Raw genomic sequence first — 20,696 nt, 5'->3', positions numbered from 1 at the left:
GAATAAAGTAAATTTACGATGCCCTTTTTTTGATTGCAAAATTTCAAGGACGAATCGTGAAAAAGACACAGCTTTTATCTGCCAAATTTCCTTTGATCACCAAATACACTGGAATGAACCTGTTATCTCAGGAAAATTTTTCAGAAGAATCATTTTGGCCCTCAGTTTCAATAGACTCAAAAATCCTTGATAAACAACGCGACAGACTTCTGGAAAGCTTTAAGCCGGAGATTATAGAATCTTACCCTGAAATGGTTTTCGTTCTGAATGAAGACCGTAGAGTTGTGCTCTGCAACGAAAAGCTCATCAAAAATTTTGATTACAAAACTAAAAACGATATTTACGGCCGACTGCCCGGTGAATTTCTCTCATGCATTAACTCCGGCTGCACAAATGGATGCGGAACGAGTGATGCATGCAGCCTGTGCGGAATGTTAAAAGCAATTTCCTGTGCTCTTTCAGGAAAAGAGAATAAAAACGAATGTTCCCTTCTTGCCAAATCAGATGAAGGAATCAAAGCTCTAAATCTAAAAGTCCACGCTACTCCTGTCTATATTGAGAATGAAAAGTATATCATAGTTTATTTAAACGATATCTCAGACAGCAAATTAAAAGAAAGTATGGAACAAATTTTTTACCACGACATGCTCAATGCGGTGAACAGTATCGTGGGTGCAACTTCACTCATAATTGACGATATGGAAATGAGCCCTAAAGAACTTGCCGGACTTATCAAAGAAAGAGCCCATTTCATGGCCAGAGAAATACAGGGCCATAGAATGATCATCGCTGCCGAAAAATCCAGCCTTGAAATCAAAACTGAAGAATTCGATCTTCCGGACCTGCTAAATGAAGTTGCTACAATGTTTTCAGGAAGCTCCATTGGTGACGGGAAGGACATAATTTTAAATAATTCTGAAAGAGCAATCATAAAAACAGATAAAAATATTTTACTTAGAATAACTGAAAATCTTGTAAAAAACGCTCTTGAGGCTTCTTTTGCCGGTCAGATAATCCATCTTGACTATGAATTAAGTGAAAAAACAGCTCTTATTGCAGTAAAGAATGATAGTTACATCCCCAAGGAAGTTCAGCTGCAACTGTTCAGAAGATCTTTCTCAACAAAGGGTGCAGGGAGAGGTATAGGTACTTATAGTGTTAAAATTCTTACTGAAAAGTACTTAAATGGTATTGTCGGCATGAAATCTGATAAAAAGGAAGGCACAACTTTTGTTGTTGAGATTCCGAGAAATCTTATATAGCAAGCTATTATTTTAAAGCAAAGACAACTATTTTTTTAACTTTCTTGAAGAAAATACCAGTGTAATATATAATTTTTCACACCTTATTAAAATTAGAAACAGTGCGACCATCAAGGCGGAAAAATGCACAGCATATTAGCCAGTCAGATAAGAAAATATTTCGGCAATACTGAACCGAACCCTGATAAAATTCAGGCCCTGCTGATTGAAATAGACGCGACATATAAAGAATTTGAAGAAGAAATAAAACTCCTCCGCACCACGGATAATGATGAGTTAAGCGCCATTATAGAAAAAAAGCGCACCATGGAGGCCTTCTTCTCTCATACCCCCGACGTTATCTTTCATATTAAAAATGATGGGACAATCATAAGCTCCTACGGTGCCATTGAAAATGTTTTCGGCCTTTCAGAAAACTTTTTCAAAAGTAAGAATATTTTTGAACTTAATGAGCTTTTTGACAATGATAAATTTCAGGAAAGAGCGAAAGTAAGTCAGCTGAGCCGCGAAATCATAAATTTCCAGCTGGATAGGCCCGAAACACACTATGCCCACCATTTTGATGCCAGAATAATCCCTCTTCCACATGATGATATGCTCATTGACCTGCATAACATCACCCTTAAAAAGCATGCGGAAGACGCCATAAAAGAAACTCACAGAAGGCTTCAGGACATAATTGAATTTCTTCCTGATGCAACTTTCGTCATCGACAGCAGGAAAAAGGTTATAGCCTGGAACAGAGCTATTGAAAAAATGACCGGTATCCCTAAAAAGGATATTATAAGAAAAGGTGATAATGCGTACGCTATTCCATTTTACGGATCATCCCGCCCGACTCTTATTAACTTCATTGGCGAATCTATCGGGAAAATTGAAAATGTGTATCCTGATGTAGAAAAGGATGAAGACACACTCATCTCTGAAACCTTTGTACCGAATCTGCATAACGGCCGGGGAGCATGGGTCTGGATTAAAGTATCACCTCTTTACGGCAGGAACCACAAAGTAATCGGAGCGATACAATCAATCCGCGATGTTTCTCAAAGGGTCAGATCGGAGCAGATAACTAAAGCATTATACAAACTTACCAATGAAGTTTTCCACGCAGACGGTCTGGATATTCTGTTCAAATCGATTCATAAAATTTTGAGGGAAGTATTAAAAGTCAATAACTTTTATGTTGCACTAAAAGACAATAAATGCGGAAAGCTGTCTTTCCCCTATTTTGTTGATGAAATAGACCCAAACCCTTTTACTGACGACAGCTGCAATGAGAACAGCAGGTTACTGGTCAACGAGGTAATTAAAACAGGCCAGCCCTTAATTCTCAAAAAGGAAGACATAGGTAAAAGAGCTGCCATGAAAGGCGGATTTGCAGGTACAGCTCCTCAGATATGGGTAGCGGCACCACTCAAATCTGGGGCCAATGTAATAGGAGCGATTGTTACTCAGGATTATCACGATCCTGATCATTTTTCAGACAGCGATCATGAGCTTCTCATAGCTGCCGCAGAAAATATTGCTATTGCCGTAGAGAGGAAAAACGCCGCTGAAGCTCTGCTCAAAAGTGAATTAAAATTCCGCAATATTTTTGAAAATTCCGTAGAGGGTCTTTTCCAGACTGATGAGAATGGAATCCTGATTAGCGTAAACCCCACATTTGCCAGAATCATGGGTTATGAATCGTCTGAGGAGATTGAAAATAAACTAAATATCAATGATTTCTATCACTACAAGGCTGACAGAGACAAAATAAGCAGGCATCTTGAACATCATGGGGAACTTAAAAATTTCGAATGCCTTATAAAACGCAAAAACGGAAATAAAATCTGGATTTCCGTCAATATAAAAAGAATCAGTGGACAGAACAGTAGAAAATATCTTGAAGGAACTTTTGACGACATAACTGAAAAAAAACTTGCTGAATCTTCCAGAGATAATCAGAAGGCAAGATTCACCCAGCTTTTTGAAAACTCTCCGCAGGCTATATGCCTTCTGGATAAGGATGGAAACATCGTCAATGTCAATAAAGAATTCAAAACCCTGTTTGGTGATAATGATAATCTGGAATCACTGCGGAGCAGTTTTATACCGGAAGATAAAATAGAAGAAGCTCAAACCTTCGTTAAAGCCGTCATAAGCGGACAGTTTATTAATGAAGAATCACAGCGCAGGACATCCGATGGCAGAATAATTCCAGTCTCAATACTCGGTTATCCCTTCAATTTTAAAGGCTCAATCGCCGGAGCTTTCTTCATTTTCAATGATATTTCTGAACGTAAGGAATATGAAAAGCAGATCACCCATCAGGCTCTGCATGATTCGCTGACCGGACTTCCCAACAGGGCTCTTTTTATCGAACGGCTTTCCCGCGCACTGGCAAGAAAAAAAGCGGACCCGTCTTATTCCTTTGCTGTGATGCTGGTTGACCTTGACCGCTTTAAAAAAATTAATGACAGCCTCGGTCACATGGCCGGGGACGAACTTCTGGTCTATATAGGTCACAAGCTGAAAGGTCTCCTGCGCCCGATTGACAGTCTCGCAAGGCTTGGCGGTGATGAATTCGGAATACTGCTCGATGCTGTCGATGATCCGAAACAAATTATCTCAGTTGCGGAAAAAGTCCGTGACAGCATTACCGATCCCCTGCTGGTCCATGGCAACGAAGTTGTCATCAGCGCAAGTATAGGCATCGTCCTTAAGATGGATGAATACCGGGAAAGTGACTCTATCCTCCGTGATGCGGATATCAGCATGTACCGCTCGAAAGAACTTGGTAAAAACAGGTTCATGGTCTTTACCAAAAGACTCCATGATCGTGTAATTTCCGAAGTTCAGGTGGAAAGCGAGCTTCGCAAGGGTCTTGCTGATAACGAATTCGAAACGTTCTACCAGCCGATATACGCCTTAAACAGTATGTCTCTTAACGGTTTTGAAGCTCTGATACGCTGGAATCATCCTAAAAACGGACTTGTATCCCCCGGCAGATTTATTCCCGTTGCCGAGGAATCAGGCTTAATCTCAGACATTGGTAAATGGGTTTTCGCTGATGCCTGTGCCACTCTCAGCGCATGGAGAAAAAACTTTCCTTCAGCTCGAAACGTAACCCTTGCAGTCAACCTCTCGGCGCGCCAGTTTTCGCAACCTGATCTGCTGGAAATGACCGACTCTATACTTAGAGAAACAGGAATTCCTCCTGAGAATCTAAGACTTGAAGTCACTGAAACAGCTATTATGGAAAATCTCCAGATGGCAATCCAGAAACTGCGTAAGATCAGACGGCTTGGAGTAAAGATTGCGGTAGATGATTTCGGTATCGGGTATTCTTCACTTTCTCAGCTTCAGGCCCTTCCGGTAGACGTGCTTAAAGTTGACCAGTCATTTGTAATGCGTATGGAACAGGACTCTGAATCCAAAGCAATTGTAAAAATGGTCATAGCTTTAGCCCATACTCTCGGCCTTGATGTTGTTGCTGAAGGAGTTGAAACCGAAGGACAGCTTAATATGCTCCACGCTATGAACTGCAATCTTGTTCAGGGCTTCCTTTTCAGCCGCCCGGTTCCGGCAACCGAAGCAAGAAAACTTCTGCACACTAAAAATATTTAAGCACAAATCAGGTTAGCTGAAACCATATCCAATTAATAAAAAAACAGCCCGCTCTGAAATTCAGAACGGGCTGTTTTCTATTATACATTGCTTCGATTCAATTGTTATTCATGCATATTTTTAATTTCTTCCCCGCCTGACTTTGCTTTTTTATCCGACAGCCTTGAAACAAGCACAAAGAACAGGGGAACAAAGATAACACCCATTATGGTTGCGGCAATCATACCGGCAAAAACCGAGGTTCCTAATGCGTGGCGGCTTGCAGAACCGGCACCTGAGGCTATAACCAGTGGAATAACACCCAGAATGAAAGCAAAGGAAGTCATCAGGATCGGTCTGAACCTTGTTTTAGCGGCATCAACAGCGGCATCAACCAGACTAAGACCGTGCTCCCGCCTGACCCGTGCAAATTCAACAATAAGGATAGCGTTTTTTGCAGCCAGTCCAATCAGCATGACCAATCCGATCTGGGCATAGACGTTATTATCAAGCCCTCTGATCCACTGTCCTAGTATCGCACCGAAAACTCCAAGCGGAACAGCAAAAACAACCGCGAGAGGTACTGCCCAGCTTTCATACTGTGCAGCAAGAACCAGAAAGACCATAAGCAGAGCAAGAGCAAAAATAGCAACTGTCTGGCTGCCGGCTTTCTTTTCCTGATAAGCGATGTTTGTCCATTCATAACCATATCCGCGCGGCAGGTTATCTTTAGCCACTTCTTCCATAGCAGCTATAGACTGCCCGGAACTGTATCCGGCCGGGGTTGAGGCGCTGATCTCAATTGTCCGGTAAAGGTTGTACCTTGTTATATACTCCGGACCTCTTATTGATCTGTACGAAGTAAGAGTCGAGAGAGGCACCATCTTTTTGTCCGAGCTTCTTACATAAAAACTGCTCACATTATCCGGGCTTTCTCTGAACTCTGAATCAGCCTGAGCCATAACGCGGTATGTTCTGCCGTATTTATTGAAATCATTGATATAAAGTCCACCAAGAAAAGTCTGTAGCGCACTGAAAATATCATTTAGCGGAATACCCAGTTTACGAACCTTGTCTCTATCCACATCAAAGAAAAGCTGCGGAACATTTGCACTGAAGGTTGTGAAAACATTACTGAGTTCAGGTCGGGCCGCGGCCTTCTTCATATAATCTGAAGCAGCCTGCTGCAGGTCATCCACGGTTCCGCCGGAACGGTCCTGCAATTCAAACTGAATACCACCTGTAGAGCCGATACCACTGATAGGCGGCGGGCTGAAGTTAACTATATTGGCTTCCTGAATCTCTCTGAATTTTTTCTGTGTGTCACTGATAATTGCCGCCAGACTCAATGACGGATCAGTACGTTTATCCCACGGATCAAGCATTACAAACATGGTTGTCGTATATGAGCTGTATCCCTGACTGAGAATATTGAAGCCTCCGAGAGTCATATAATCTTTTACTCCGGGCTCAGTCTTAAGAATATTCTCAACCTTGCGGGCCACTGCGTCTGATCTCTCAAGTGAGGCGCCTTCCGGCAGCATGATGCTGGTCATAAAATAACCCTGATCCTCATCAGGAACAAAACCTGTAGGAACGGATTTGAAAAGTGACCATGTTCCCAGAAGAAGGACTCCGAAAACAACGAGAGCCACAATTGATTTTCTGATGACCAGGCGGACTCCGGAAGTATATCCTGAAGTTATTTTATTAAAATACTTATTAAAAACCCTGAAAAAGGCTCCCAGAGGGCCGCGAGCTTCCCGCTGCGGTCTTAAGACAAGAGCTGACATGGCTGGAGAAAAGGTCAGTGCATTGATAGACGATATTCCTACGGATACAGCAAGAGTCAGTGCAAACTGCTGATAAAGACGCCCGCTGATTCCGCCCATGAACGCAACCGGGACAAAAACAGAAATAAGCACCGCAGTAGTTGCAACAATAGGCCCTGAAACTTCCTTCATCGCCTTCTTTGTGGCCGCTCGGGCATCCAGCCCTTCTTCATCAATTATTTTCTGAACCGCCTCGACAACAACAATTGCGTCATCAACAACAATACCAATGGCTAGAACCATTCCGAACAGGGTCAGGGTATTAATTGAAAATCCGAGAAGCTGAAAAAAAGCAAAAGTTCCCACCAAGGATACGGGAACAGCTATCATAGGCACAATGGTTGAACGGAAATTCTGAAGAAATATAAAAACAACAATAAAAACCAGAGCCATCGCTTCATAAAGTGTTTCAAGCACTTCATCAATTGATGCGGTAACAAATAATGTTGTATCGTAAGGAATAGAGTAAGTTACCCCAGCGGGGAAATACCCTGAAAGCTCCTTCATTTGAGCCCTAATTGCTTTCATGACATCAAGAGCATTAGCTCCCGGAAGCTGATAAAGCAGCATCAGACATGAAGGAGATCCATCGATACGTCCGAATGAATAATATGACTTAGATCCCATTTCCACACGGGCAATATCACGCACTCTGACTGTACTTCCATCCGGATCAGCCCTGATGATAATTTTACCGAATTCCTCAGGTTCAGTCAGACGTCCTTTAACCTGAACAGTCATCTGGAACTGCTGTCCGCTATTTGTCGGGGGCTGCCCGACCTGCCCTGCCGGAGCCTGCAGATTCTGCTCCTGAATAGCCGTTGAGACATCACCTGTAGTTATTCCAAGGCGGGCCATTTTATCAGGATCAAGCCAGATCCTCATGCCGTAATCCTGATCACCGAAAATAGTGATACTACCCACACCGGGGATACGGGCCAAAGCATCATAAAGATTTATCTTGGCGTAGTTATTCAAAAAAAGTGAATCAAAAGTTTTATCCGGCGAAGACAGGGAAATAGCACCCAGCATACTGGGCGACTGTTTCTTAACACTTACACCGCTCTTGGTAACATCTGACGGGAGCTGGGGCGTGGCAAGAGAAACCCTGTTCTGAACGTCAACGGTTGCCAGTTCGAGATCACGGCCGATCTCAAAGCTTATGTTAAGAACATAGCGGCCGTCATTTGAACTGATTGAGTTCATATAAAGCATATCCTGAGCACCGTTGACCTGTTCCTCAATAGGAGCGGCCACGGTCTCTTCCACTACTTTAGCGTTTGCGCCATTATAGTTTGCAGTAACCTGAACTGTAGGCGGGGCTATTTCAGGATATTGGGCGATAGGCAGAGTAAAAATACTGAGCAACCCTACCATGGTAATCAGAATTGAAATAACGGATGAGAAGATCGGTCTATCAATAAAAAAATTAATCATAAGTGATCCTTGAAGGGTTACCAAACAATCAAAACCCGATTCTGAAAAATTCAGAACCGGGTAAAATTCACATTACTGTTTTGAATCTGCGGTCTTACCGGGAAGAGTCGGATCATCTACAATTTCAGGCTCCACCCTGGTTCCCGGACGAATCTTTTTAACACCGTCGGCAATAATCAAAGCTCCGTCATTAATTCCACTTTCGATAATGCTGAGCTTGTCATTGGAATACGCAATTTTAACGGATTTTTCGATGACAGTACTGTTTGCAGAGACAACCAGCAGTGATTTACTGCCCTGAGTATCAAGAACAGCCCTTGCCGGAACAGTGAGAGCATCTTTAAAAGTTTTCAGTCTGGTAACAACTTTAGCGTACTGTCCATCCCTTAAGATGTGCTCAGGGTTTGGAAATACGGCTCTTATCCCGAGAGTTCCTGTGGAAGAATCCACCGCACGGTCAGCCATGCTGAAAGTTCCGTTGTGCGGATATGTGCCTCCGTCGGCAAGGATCATCTGTAAATTACCTATAGGAGATTTCTCCCCGGCTTTCTTTCTTTTCTCAATTTCACGTATTGCGATAAGGTATTCTTTTTCAGGGATACTGAAATTTACATAAACAGGATCAATAGAGGAGATTTTAGTCAGGGTTTCATCTTTGATAAGGTCACCGATATTAACCTGAGTCCGGCCTATAATGCCGTCCATCGGCGCGGAAATGGTGGTATATCCTAAATTCAGTTTTGCCGAGGCAACTGCGGCCATATCATTATCAAGCTGGGCTTCCAGAACCTGCTTGTCAGTACTTTTGGTATCAAATTCTTCACGGCTGACAGCACCCTGTTTAAGCAGCGCCTGAAACCTGCGATAATCAGTAGTAGCCTTCCTAAGTGAAGCTCTGGTTCTGGCCAGTTCCGCGTTAGCCTGTTTCAGGGCTTCCTTGTACTGCCTTGGATCAATAAGGAAAAGCACATCACCTTTCTTGACCAGCTGGCCCTCTTTAAAAGTCCACTTTTCAAGATATCCCTGAACACGTGATTTAATATCAACAGTTTTTGTTGCCGCTATCTGTCCGACATATTCACCTTTAATGGGAACATCATGGGTTTTAACTTTGATGACTTTCAAGGGAACGGCTTTGACGGCAGCCTTCTCTTTTTTACCATCATCAAAACAGCCGCTCAAAGCAAAGGTCAGGCCCAACAACGCAAGCAAAGTAAAAAATTTAATCTTCGAAGACATTTTTCCCGCCGGTTAGCAATGAAATTCATTAGGATAATACGAAAAACAACACTTAAAGCATATTCCGGAGCAGAAACACTTTAGTGGTGAGAATGTTCCTTTACCAGTTCTATAGATTCGGGCAGAACTTTTCTAATCAGCAGACGCAACTGTTCATACTGTGACTGAAACTCTTCACTAGGCACCAGACGCTCCAGAATACTGGAAGTATAAAATCCCGGAACTTTGTTAAGAGTCAGACAGACAATGTCATGGACACAAATATCACAAAGGCAAAAGGAAATTTTATTACCCTCTACAATTGCAACGAGTTCTTCATAAACCAGACGCTGTGCAAGGTTTTCAATATCCCCGGACTCAAAAATCTGCTCATAGGTCAGCATATAAAGACCTCCGTTGATTCTGACGAATAAAAGTTCTTTACACTTATATCCTATTTAAAGGTCACAGAAAAGCCTAATGCAGGTAGCAAAGTCAAAATTAATCAACCTACTTAAAAATCAACATCAGCCACAACTATGTTTAAAAGAACCATAAAAACATAAGAAATATTAAGGATCAGGATTCATGCCTTCCTGATTCTGATTTCCATTCACGTACAACTTCGCGAACTTTTTCGTAATGCTCTGAATCCTCTTTATATTCCTCTGCAAATACATGGAGCTTGGTTCCGCCTCTGGGAACAAAAAGCCCTTTAACCCTTATCCAGAGCGGGGAAAGTTTTGAAACAAAATCTTCCAGCATATTGTTGGTGATGGTTTCCATAAAAGACTGATGATTGCGATAAGCTCCCATGTAAAGTTTAAAACTTTTAGACTCTACACAAAGCCGGTCAGGGATATACTCGATTACTATAGTAGCAAAATCAGGCTGACCTGTAACAGGACAAAGCGAAGTATATTCCGGGAATTCAATGCTTATTATATAAGGCCTTCCCGGGAAATTATTGGGAAATGTTTCTAAAATATCAGCCGAAGGGCTGCTGTAATTATATTCGGTTGATCCTGCCTTACCAAGTGATTTCAATCCGCCTGTTTTATCCTGACTTCTGGTAGTATCCATTTTTACTCCTGACTGCGTTATATTAATTTTGACTTACCTGCATTATACTGGCATTCGGTCTTTCAAAAGAAGCAGGGTTCTATACCCTCAGCTTCGTATGTATTCAACCCCGGGGCTCCACCATCGAGGTTCAGGACTTTCTCCCTTTTGCCTGAGCCGGATGGAGCGGCAGTCCCAAGACATCAACATTCAACACAAGGGATTATATGTTCTCTTCACCTTTTGAACGCAAAGCGTTCACTCTTCTCACGAGCCTTTTTATAGGTTCACTTGTCGTTGCAGCCTTTGTATCTTCAAAAATCATCAACATTTTCGGTTTTACCGCGCCTGCCGGAGTTCTGGCATATTCGCTGACTTTCATTGTTTCTGACGTAATCAGTGAAATATGGGGAAAAGAGCAGGCCAATGAAGTAGTCCGAAGCGGATTCTTTGCGCTTATTGCCGCAATTACGCTTTCATGGCTGGCACAGATATGGGATCCAGCTCCTTTCTGGCAGAATCAGGAAGCCTTTAAAAGCGTATTTTCAAGCACTCCACGCATCGTTCTGGCCTCACTGACAGCTTATATCATCAGCCAGAACCATGATGTCTGGCTTTTCCACTTCATCAAAAACATAACCGGACAGAAACATCTCTGGATCAGGAACAATGCCTCAACCATCATCTCACAGTTGATAGACTCAACCGTATTTGTAACCGTGGCATTCTACGGAGTTCTGCCGGTTACGGATATAATTCTGGGGCAGTGGGTTGCCAAAATAGGCATCGCACTACTGGATACCCCTTTTGTATATCTGGTTGTATCATTTATCAGATTCCGCACTGCCGGACAGACTCGGGCAGAAGCATAAGAAAAAGCGTCCCCGGTCAGCTGTGGCATGATCCGGGGACGCTTTTTACAAAACTCTTCAACATCCTTCTAACCCCTAAGTCATATCTTCCCATATAACAGCATTTTTGCCACCGCGCTTGGCCTGATACATCATGGCATCTGCACTTTCTATAAGGACCTCGGCACTGTTAGTTACTCCGGGAATTAAAGTTACGCCGCCAATACTTATGGTCAGAAAAGGATTTATAGGTGAAAATTCATGTTTGATTTCAAGCTGTTCAACTTTTTTTCTGATATCTTCTACAAGATATCTTGCTCCATAGGCATCAGTTTCAGGCAGAAGAATAACAAATTCCTCCCCTCCATAGCGGGCCGCAAGGTCACAGGGCCTGTTTATCGCAGAGCTTATTATGCCCGCGACCTTCTTTAAGGCAACATCACCGGCAGTATGGCCATAGTTGTCATTATACTGCTTAAAACAATCTACATCGACCATAGCAAGCGAAATAGGGAGAAATGCCCGCTGACACCTTCTCCATTCCCTGTCCACTGAAAGTTCGTAATTACGTCTATTGGGAATTTCAGTAAGGGCATCATAATTTGCCAACCCCTCCAGCAGATGACGCTGGCGGACAAGAGTCAGGTGATTTCTAATCCTTGCCTTAACAATCGGAGGGTGAAATGGCTTTCTGATATAGTCCATTGCACCTTTTTCAAGCCCGGTGGCTTCGTCTTCAATTGAATCAAGAGCGGTAATAAAGATGACCGGAGTATTTTTGGTCCGTTCATCCTCCTTCAATTTATGCAGCACGGTGTACCCGTCCATTTCAGGCATCATAACGTCCAGAAGGATGATATCAGGAGGGTTGTCAGACCATGCTCTTTCAAGAGCCTGAGTGCCGTTCTTGGCAAGGATGACCTTATAATCATCTATCAGCAGGTCAGACAGGATATTGAGATTCATCCTTTCATCGTCCACAACAAGAATTTTTGCCCTGTTTTCGCTGGTCATACTCTTTTATCCACCGTTTTCTAAATCAATAGTCTTCTCAAGATCATCAAGGTATCTTGATGCATCATCGAAATCATAATTATCTATTAAGGAACTTAGCACATCCAGTTCACTTTCGACACCTTTTCCTGCAAGCCTCTGCCTGAGCTCTTCCATAACCTCTACCGACATAGCGTTACCTTCTTCCAGCAGAGAGTGAAGGTTTGAGATAACTCTACGCACAGTAACCGGATTATAATCAGCAGACTCCACATGCCTTATAACAGTATCAGAGAAATTTTGAAGCCCCTTAATCAGGATATTTAATTCTTTTTCATATTCAGCAAGAGAATCATAGATATTATCCGATCCCGACTTAATTGCTTTTTCAAGATCCTGAGCAGCCTTTAAGAATAACTCTGCGCCCATATTTCCGGCAACGCCTTTAGCTGAATGAGCCAGAGCCGCAGCTTTGTTCATATCACCATTTTCAATACAGCTGCGCATTGCTTCCGCTGCTCCGGAATAATCCTCTTTAAAACTTTTTAAGACACGGGCATACCCGCGCCTGCTGCCTGCAACATTGCTCAAGCCGCTTTCAACATTAAGCCCCGGAACTTCGGGAAACTCGATATTATCAGAGGATTTCTCACGCTCTTCAAAAACAGGAGCATCAGTCCTTTCTCCCGGAGAAATAAATTTAAGCAGCTCTTCATACAACAAGCCGGGATTGATAGGTTTGGTAAGATGCTCGTTCATTCCGGCGGCGAGGCTCTTTTCCCGGTCCCCGCTCATAGCGTGAGCTGTCATCGCTATTATCGGAAGGTCCTTATTTTTAGCATCCTTCCTGATTTCCCGAACAGCGGTCAGTCCGTCCATTTCAGGCATCTGGATATCCATAAGCACTAGATCAAAATCAGTCTTTTTTACGGCTTCAATGGCCTTGATTCCATTATCTACAACGCTTACCCGCAATCCAGCATTTTCAAGCAGATCAAGGGCGACAATCTGATTAACGTGGCTGTCTTCGACCAGAAGGATTCTGGCTCCACGAATACTTTTCATAGATTCTACAGGAGAAATTCCATCGGTTCTCTCGACAGCTTCCCTTTTTCTGTCAAACAGACCGGAAACAACTGTCCATAATGCAGAATGAGTTAAGGGCTTATTGACAACAACATCAATTCCAGCCTCAACCGAGGCGCCTCTCAGCTCGGAATCACCTCCGGCCGAAGCCATAAGTATGACAGGGAGATCTTTGTACTGGTCCTTCTCCCTGACTAAAGCGGCATGCTCCACTCCAAGCTCTTCTCCTACTTTCCAGTCGAGAATGACCATTTTAAACAGATCATCAGTTTCAATAGATTCATCAAGGCTGCGCTTGAGTTCAGCCCCGGAAGACATTGTCTCCACCCTGAAATCCATAGACTCAAGAAAAGACCGTAGACAATCAAGAATGGAGTGGTTGTCATCCACAACGGCAACTCTGGAGCCTTTATATTTTCCGGGAATAAATAGAGCAGGCTGATTTTCAGGGAGTTCAAACCCGACATCAAAAAAGAAAGTGCTGCCCATTCCCGGCAGGCTTTCAACACCGATGGCTCCACCCATAAGCTCCACAAGAGTTTTGCAGATAGCAAGGCCAAGCCCTGTTCCACCATATTTGCGAGTGGTCGAGGTATCCGCCTGTGTGAAGGATTGAAAAAGTTTTCCAACCTCTTCCGCACTAAGCCCTATACCCGTATCTCTGACCATAAACCTCAATTCCGCAAAATGTCCTGAGAGCTGATTCAAGGAGACTCTTATCTCAATTTCCCCTTCTCCGGTGAACTTTATGGCATTATTGGTAAGATTGGTTAGAATCTGACCAATTCTCAAAGGGTCTCCTAAAATATGCTGTGGAACATCAGGCTCAGCATATAAAATAAATTCCAGATTTTTTTCTTCAGCTTTTACAGCCACAATATCAGCTACATTTCTTAATACGCTGTCCAGCCTGAATTCTATTTTTTCAACCTGCATTTTGCCAGCTTCAATTTTTGAAAAATCCAGAATATCGTCAATAATATTGAGGAGACTGTTGGCCGAGGACATCATTTTTTCTAGATAGTCACCCTGTTTATTATCAAGCCCGGTTCTACCGAGCAGAAATCCGATACCGAGGATGCTGTTCATAGGAGTTCTGATTTCATGACTCATGTTAGCAAGGAACTCACTCTTGGCCCGCACTGCGGCTTCGGCTTCCTTGCTGACTCTTTCAAGATCAAGCTCAGTGTTGCGTCTTTCGGTAATATCTCTCAAACACTCAATACTGCCTACAATCTCACCGTTGGAATTATATAGAGAACGTGCAACGCCCCATAAATAGGCCCCCTTTCCACCGAAAGCATTCGGAGTATAGACCTCGGCATAATGGATGTCCCCTCTGCTGGCCATGTGATCGTAAAGATAGGAATTATCATTCATAGAGTCCTGAAGGACCATGTCGATAAGAATTGGGCGGCGCTCTCCGTAAAAAGGTAGGGAATATTCAAAATTTCCTTTTCCGAGCATCTTCCCTTTGGGAATACCGGTAATCTCCTCCATGGCTTTATTCCAGGCCATTACCCGGCCTTCACGATCTATAACCAGAGTAGAATCTGGAAGAAATTCAATAATATCATTCAGCCTGCGGTGAGACTCAAGAAGGGCTGATTCACTCATTCGCTGAGCAGTAACATCCCTAAAACTCCAGACCCTGCCGACGACATTGGTACCGATCCTCTGCGGGCGGGAGAGACGTTCAAGCACTCTGCCGTCAATCAGGGCAACTTCATCAAAGCTGTCATCATCAGGTCTTTCCCTGAATTCTTCAATCTTGGCCAGAAAAGTATCCGGATTCTCAACTTTACGGGCAAGTACATCCAGATATTCAAGACTGCCGGATTCAAGGATATCAGCCGAGATATTCCATAGCTCCATAAATCTTCTGTTCCAGACACTGGGACGATCCATGGGGTCAAGTACGAGTATTCCATCAGCAGTGGATTCAATAGTTGCCGACATCATGGAAATGCTGCGCTCAAGGTCCTTTCGCATCTGTCTTGTTTCAGTAATATCACGGATGGAAGCCTGAACAGCCGGTCCCTGTTTCAAATTCACAAGGTTAAGGCTTATGCTGGCGAACCAGATGGTTCCATCGACTTTTTTTGAAACCCATTCGAATTCACTGTATCCGGTTGTATACACTTCCAGCATATATTTTTTTGCAAGCTCAATGCTTGCAATGTCAGAAGCCTGAGTTTCAGCGGAAAGATCAATTGCCGAATAAGTTTTGAATTCTTCCAGACCATGGCAACCGTATAGTTTCAATGCGGACTGGTTGGCATTAAGTATTTCAAAATCAAGATCCATCAGAACAATACCATCGCCTGAGGAATCAAAAAGTGATCTGAAGCTAGCTTCACGATCGGCAAGCTCTTCAGTCTGTTTCATGCTCTGATCTCTCAGAGACATCCTTTCAAGTGCGATCATTATATATCTGGAAACAAATATCAGTAACTCAAGGTCCTGTGCATCAAGCTCGTTGCGGGGGTCATAGCTCTGAACGGAAATGACTCCGAGCACCTTATTCTCACGGATAAGCGGAACTCCTATCCAGACTTCAAAATCAGACTCTCCGCAATCAACCTGTCCTGTTCTGACAAGACTACACATTTTTTCACGATCAATAAGAGCCGGTTCACCACTAGCTATTATATACCTTGAAAGCTCAAGGTAGCACTCACCGTGGCTTGAAAAATCTTTATGCTCATCAACACAGTAAGCGAATTGAATATCGTTTGAATCCTCGCAGCGCACGACAAAAAAATTATCGGCATACATAAATTCATTGATGCAGAAATGGAGAACTTTATAAAACTCATCAATACCGCTTACGTCCATAACAGCCATGGCGATTTTATGCAGAGACCTGTGGACCAGCTCCATTTTTCTTCTGCGCTTGATTTCGCTGTTCAATTTTGAATTAAGATAAAAAAGCTTGCGGTTCCATCCCATGAAGAAAACCAGCAGAATTAAGGCCACTCCGCCGATTTCCCATATCAGGCTGTAATCAAGGGCATCGTTTTCAGAGGGATTGAGCCACTTCTGATAAATTCTACGGTGATCTTCCTCGGAGATTGAGGACAGAGCTTTATTGATTATTGAAACAGCTTCGGAATATCTGGGGTCCACACCGATACGGTGCATGAATTTGTAGTTGGTGGAACCTATAATTTTTAAATCTGAAACTCCGAGTTTTCTGATTTTATTTATGACAACTGCTGCATGCCCGACAAAAGCATCCACCTCTCCGCTGGAAAGCATAATCAGACCGTCATCAACAGTATCTGTCTGGATAAGATCAATACCGGGGAAATTCTTTTTAAGATAATTATAGGCGGCGTACCCCCGGCCTACTCCGACCTTCCTGCCGTTCAACTGCGAAAGATCATTCACATAAGCTGAGTTCTCTCTGCCCACAATAATCAGCGGAAAATCAAGAAAAACTTCTGAAAGCAGCATTTCTCTGCCGACATTGTCAGCGGAACTTATGTTGGGAACAACATCAATCAGGCCCTGATCATATTTTTTCAGAACGTCAGTCCACGACAGGCTTGGCACAAATTTAAATCTCAACCCGGTGCGATCAGTAATAAGTTTCAGGTAATCAGCGGCAATACCACTAAAGGAACCGTTTTCATCTATGATAGAAAGAGGCTCCCAGGCCCGTTCACTGAATAGAAGAGGTTTGGAATCAGCAAGAAACTTTTTTTCCCTGTTGTTCAAAACAACTTTCTGCCCGGAATTAACTACACGCCCTCCGGGGTTACCGCTCAGCCATTTTACACCGAGTATATCCAGATCCTGAACAGTTACGGTATCTGCCGATTTCTGCAAAATGTTCTTTAAAATAAGCCGGTCTTTTCTAATGGCCATCCTTACACGGCCAACTCCGCTTTTAAGAAGCCTCTTATCCCGGATAACCCGGACCTGCAGATTATTATATCCACCTTTTCTTATGTGGTAATCAAGAACTGGACGGTATCCGGCAACGGCATCCACCCGCCCGGCAGACAGTGCCGCCAGCATGTCTCCGACATTGTTGAACCCGGTAATCTCAATATCAGGATAAAGTGAAGATATGTATCCTGTGAGAGGTTCACCACGCAAGGCTCCGATTTTTTTACCTTCAAAAAATTCAAGATCAAAAACACCGTTAGATTTCAAACCTGCAAGCCCAAGCTCAAGATCAAGATACGGTGAACTGAAAAATGCTGATTTATCCCACGAAGTGTTGCTGACAGCGTTAACAACAACATCAACTTCATGTTTACTAATTTTTGCAAGACTTGAATCCTGCTTGGTCCTGTTTATAAACTCAACCTTAAATCCGGCTCTCTCAGCAAGAAGTTTAAAATAATCAACAGAATATCCGGCTGGTCCGTTTTTGCCGATAAAATTGATTGGAGCCCGGTCTTTTTCACAGAGAATTCTAACAACCGGATTATCAGCTATATAATCTTTTTCTATGGCAGTAAGCTTCGGTCCCCCCGCAGGAGCAGTTTCAAGCGATACCCACTTCAGCCGCAGACTGTTTTTATCCGCTTCAGAAATCTGGTTGAGGCCTTTCTGCAGAATAGACTTTAACAGCTGATTTTTTATACCGAATACCGGCTTGTATGCTCCCAGATAATTATCCCACAGCACCGGGGTTGAAACCAGTTTGCGATATGGTTTCAAGGCATCAAGATATTTAAGAATTGCTTCAACACCTATAACTGAATCAACATCACCTTGAATCAGTTTCTTAATCGCATTTTCAGAATCACTGGTTTTGACAATCTTAATATCCGGATAATGCTCTTCAAGAGCCTTTATCAATCCAGTATATTTAGCCCGGACAGCAACATTTTTCCCTGACAGATTTTTTAAGGAAAGGAGTTCTGAAGTTTTCTCATTTGTTAAAATTCCCCATGGCTCACGGGAAAAAGGCTCTGTAAAAAAAAGACCCTTATCTTCTGAGCTGCTTTCAGAAACATTGAGTAGAACGCCATTTTTAAGATTTTTATGATTTAAAAAGGACTTTGATTTTGGTTTAAAATCCAGATTCAACCCGACATTAGCTGCGGCCCTTTCGAGCATATCCACAGAAAAGCCCTGATACTTTCCATCATTATAGGAGCAAAATGTTTCCAGATCATCTTCACAGAAAACAGGAACAACTTTATGTGAATTTAAAAATTTTTTCTCAGTAGCAGTCAAATTCAAGGGACGCGGAGAATCATGTTCCGGGAAAGCCGTCCACTTTCTTTTAATCGCTTCAATTTCAGCCGGACCAATTAAATCAAGCGATTTTTCCAGCAGTGATTTTAAAACATTATTACCTTTTTTTACCGCCAGATATATAGGTCTTGGATCAAAATATGGCGATGACTGAAAACGGTATACATTGATTGAAGGCAGTGAATTGGCCTCTACAACCGCCTTGTAGGTAAAATATGGACCGAGACTCAATTCAGCTTCACCACTGTAAACCTTTTTCAAAACATCAAGTGGCGTTTTACTCTTTATTATTTTTATTCCCGGATACTCATTTTCAAGAATCTGATCGACGTAACCGCCTTCCATAACTGCAACGGTTCGACCCTTTATCTCAGCGATATTGCGAATATACGGTATGCCATGTCTGGATGCTATGGCTCCACTCATTTTTACAAAAGGTCCAACGAACAGCATTTTGCCGGCTCTTGCCGGTGTTTTTGCCAAAGCGCCTACAATATCTGCTTTTCCGGAATCAAGAACACTGTTGTATGAAGGAGCTTCAGGATAGAAATGAGCTTTAAATTCCAGCCCGAGAATATCTGCAACCCTGTGGAGGACATCAACTGTATAGCCGCTTAATTTATCACCGCTGGAGAAATTATACGGGGGCAGATTAAATATGGAGCTGTATCTCAGCACCTTGGTTTTAGATAAAAATTCAGATTCCTCCTGGGTCAGTTTGAGCTTTTTCTCCGGGGTCAGTTTGAGCTTTTGAGGTATTTGTGTGGAATTTTGGGCGTAGCAGATGGATAAAGACGAGAAGATAAAAAGGGAGATCAATAAAAATATACTAAAATAAAATCGCCTGCTAAAATCCATTAACGTCCCCCGACAACTGGAATTGTACTATATTTTCAATAAATATCACTGGCCCCTGATAAACTCAATATTCATTATTTTCTATAAGAGGTACATATTTTTATAGCATGCAAAAATTATAATTTATTGTCGTTCTGCAATTAGATTTATTTTCAAGCTGACAGAAAGCTTTTTGATATGATACTTAAAGAATCAGCAGATATATTACATTTGAAAATCAATTGATAAATTTTCTAGTAATGAATCCAATATAAATCCCCCTGCTTACAGCTTTTCTAAAAATAGACCTAAGTGTTTTTAACAATTAAAAATACATAATAAAGGAGATAGAACATGGACTTCTCGGAAGTGTTGGAAAAAAGGCGCGCAGTGAACTTCTTTGATCCTGAAAAAGAAGTCAGCGAGGAAGAACTCAAAGCCATTGTAGAAGATGCTGCAAAAGCACCTTCAAGCTTCAATCTCCAGCCGTGGAATCTTGTTGTTTTGAGAGATCACGAAGAAAAAGCACGTCTCAGAAAACTGGCCTGGGATCAGCCCAAAATTACTGATGCCCCAGTTGTATTAATGGTTCTTGCTGACCGTAAAGGATGGCAGGCTGGCAACGAAGGACTTGAAAAACTGTTCAAAAACAACGTCAAGTCCGGAATTATGACCGAAGATAAATACCAGTGGTTTACTGAAACAACTGGAGGACTTTACGGGACTACCGAAGACAGGATTCAGGCCTTCGCATGCAAAAATGCGGCACTCTTTGCAATGTCACTTATGTACAGCGCATCCAACAGAGGCCTCCAGACTCATCCAATGGATGGATTTGACCTTGATGGCGTAACAAAAGAATTCAATATTCCCGATCAGTACTGGCTCACAATGTTGATTGCAGTCGGACACCTGAAACAGGGTATTGAAATCTTCCCGAAAGCATGGCGGAAAAGCTACGAAGATATCGTTAAAAAATTCTAAATAACCGCAACCCTTGAAAGTGAAACCCTTTCAAGGGTTTCAGATTGCTGACTAACCCCGTTTTTTTTAAAAGCGGGGTTTTATTACGCCCTATTTCTGTTCGATTTAGTTTGAAAAATTTAAATTTGGTCGATCAAATCCCAAGTTCGAAGCAAAACAGTGAACGGAACTCTCTTTGAAGGCAATAGTTTTAAAAATATCAGAAAATATGCGTCTAGCGCTTAGGATAAGCGCTATTTTCTTCATGTTTTGGCAGGCTGCGCAGAGGAGACTTTGTTCTTGAGCCTTCGAGAGGCCGCGCATTCTGGCATAGCGATGTCCGTGAA

The 20,696-nt window shown here is 42.6% G+C and carries 11 protein-coding genes; 4 read left to right on the top strand and 7 right to left on the bottom strand.

The window, feature by feature from the left end; translation table 11 throughout:
- The first annotated feature begins 56 nt into the window (after positions 1–56).
- The gene (locus G496_RS0111435; protein WP_084407554.1) at positions 57–1,262 is read left to right on the top strand and encodes a PAS domain-containing sensor histidine kinase; all 1,206 of its coding nucleotides are present in this window, start codon (positions 57–59) and stop codon (positions 1,260–1,262) included.
- A 123-nt stretch (positions 1,263–1,385) separates the two neighbouring features.
- Positions 1,386–4,871, top strand: a complete 3,486-nt coding sequence (locus tag G496_RS20595; protein WP_051294995.1) for an EAL domain-containing protein — start codon at positions 1,386–1,388, stop codon at positions 4,869–4,871.
- A 104-nt stretch (positions 4,872–4,975) separates the two neighbouring features.
- On the opposite strand, the gene G496_RS0111425 is transcribed toward G496_RS20595, so the two are convergent.
- From G496_RS0111425 to queF, 4 genes are all read right to left on the bottom strand, one after another.
- Positions 4,976–8,119, bottom strand: a complete 3,144-nt coding sequence (locus G496_RS0111425; RefSeq protein WP_027179406.1) for an efflux RND transporter permease subunit — start codon at positions 8,117–8,119, stop codon at positions 4,976–4,978.
- A 72-nt stretch (positions 8,120–8,191) separates the two neighbouring features.
- Positions 8,192–9,358 carry an efflux RND transporter periplasmic adaptor subunit gene (locus G496_RS0111420; protein WP_027179405.1) on the bottom strand — a complete coding sequence of 389 codons (1,167 nt, stop codon included), beginning with the start codon at positions 9,356–9,358 and terminating at the stop codon, positions 8,192–8,194.
- Positions 9,359–9,438: 80 nt separating this feature from the next.
- Complete coding sequence (locus G496_RS0111415; RefSeq protein ID WP_027179404.1) at positions 9,439–9,741, bottom strand: late competence development ComFB family protein; 303 nt, start codon at positions 9,739–9,741, stop codon at positions 9,439–9,441.
- A gap of 175 nt (positions 9,742–9,916) precedes the next feature.
- On the bottom strand, positions 9,917–10,420 hold the full coding sequence (gene queF, locus G496_RS0111410) for a preQ(1) synthase (RefSeq protein WP_027179403.1): 504 nt from the start codon (positions 10,418–10,420) through the stop codon (positions 9,917–9,919).
- 206 nt (positions 10,421–10,626) lie between these two features.
- On the opposite strand from queF, the gene G496_RS19505 reads away from it, so the two are divergent.
- A complete protein-coding gene (locus tag G496_RS19505; RefSeq protein WP_034633090.1) occupies positions 10,627–11,271 on the top strand; it encodes a queuosine precursor transporter in 645 nt (214 codons plus the stop codon).
- 75 nt (positions 11,272–11,346) lie between these two features.
- On the opposite strand, the gene G496_RS0111400 is transcribed toward G496_RS19505, so the two are convergent.
- Both G496_RS0111400 and G496_RS19500 read right to left on the bottom strand, forming a co-directional pair.
- Positions 11,347–12,264: a GGDEF domain-containing response regulator gene (locus G496_RS0111400; RefSeq protein ID WP_027179402.1), complete on the bottom strand. Its 918-nt coding sequence runs from the start codon at positions 12,262–12,264 to the stop codon at positions 11,347–11,349.
- 6 nt (positions 12,265–12,270) lie between these two features.
- Positions 12,271–19,407: a transporter substrate-binding domain-containing protein gene (locus G496_RS19500; RefSeq protein ID WP_084407553.1), complete on the bottom strand. Its 7,137-nt coding sequence runs from the start codon at positions 19,405–19,407 to the stop codon at positions 12,271–12,273.
- A gap of 333 nt (positions 19,408–19,740) precedes the next feature.
- Between G496_RS19500 and G496_RS0111390 the strand changes: the two genes are divergently transcribed.
- Entirely contained in the window at positions 19,741–20,370 is a 630-nt protein-coding gene (locus tag G496_RS0111390) for a nitroreductase family protein (protein WP_027179401.1), read from the top strand.
- 105 nt (positions 20,371–20,475) lie between these two features.
- Here G496_RS0111390 and G496_RS21470 read toward each other — a convergent pair.
- Positions 20,476–20,696: hypothetical protein (locus G496_RS21470; protein WP_034633088.1), on the bottom strand; the 221-nt coding region annotated here is incomplete at its 5' end.

The sequence above is a fragment of the Maridesulfovibrio bastinii DSM 16055 genome, from assembly GCF_000429985.1.
In the GTDB taxonomy this organism is placed as follows: domain Bacteria; phylum Desulfobacterota; class Desulfovibrionia; order Desulfovibrionales; family Desulfovibrionaceae; genus Maridesulfovibrio; species Maridesulfovibrio bastinii.
This window is presented reverse-complemented; position numbering and strand designations above follow the sequence as displayed.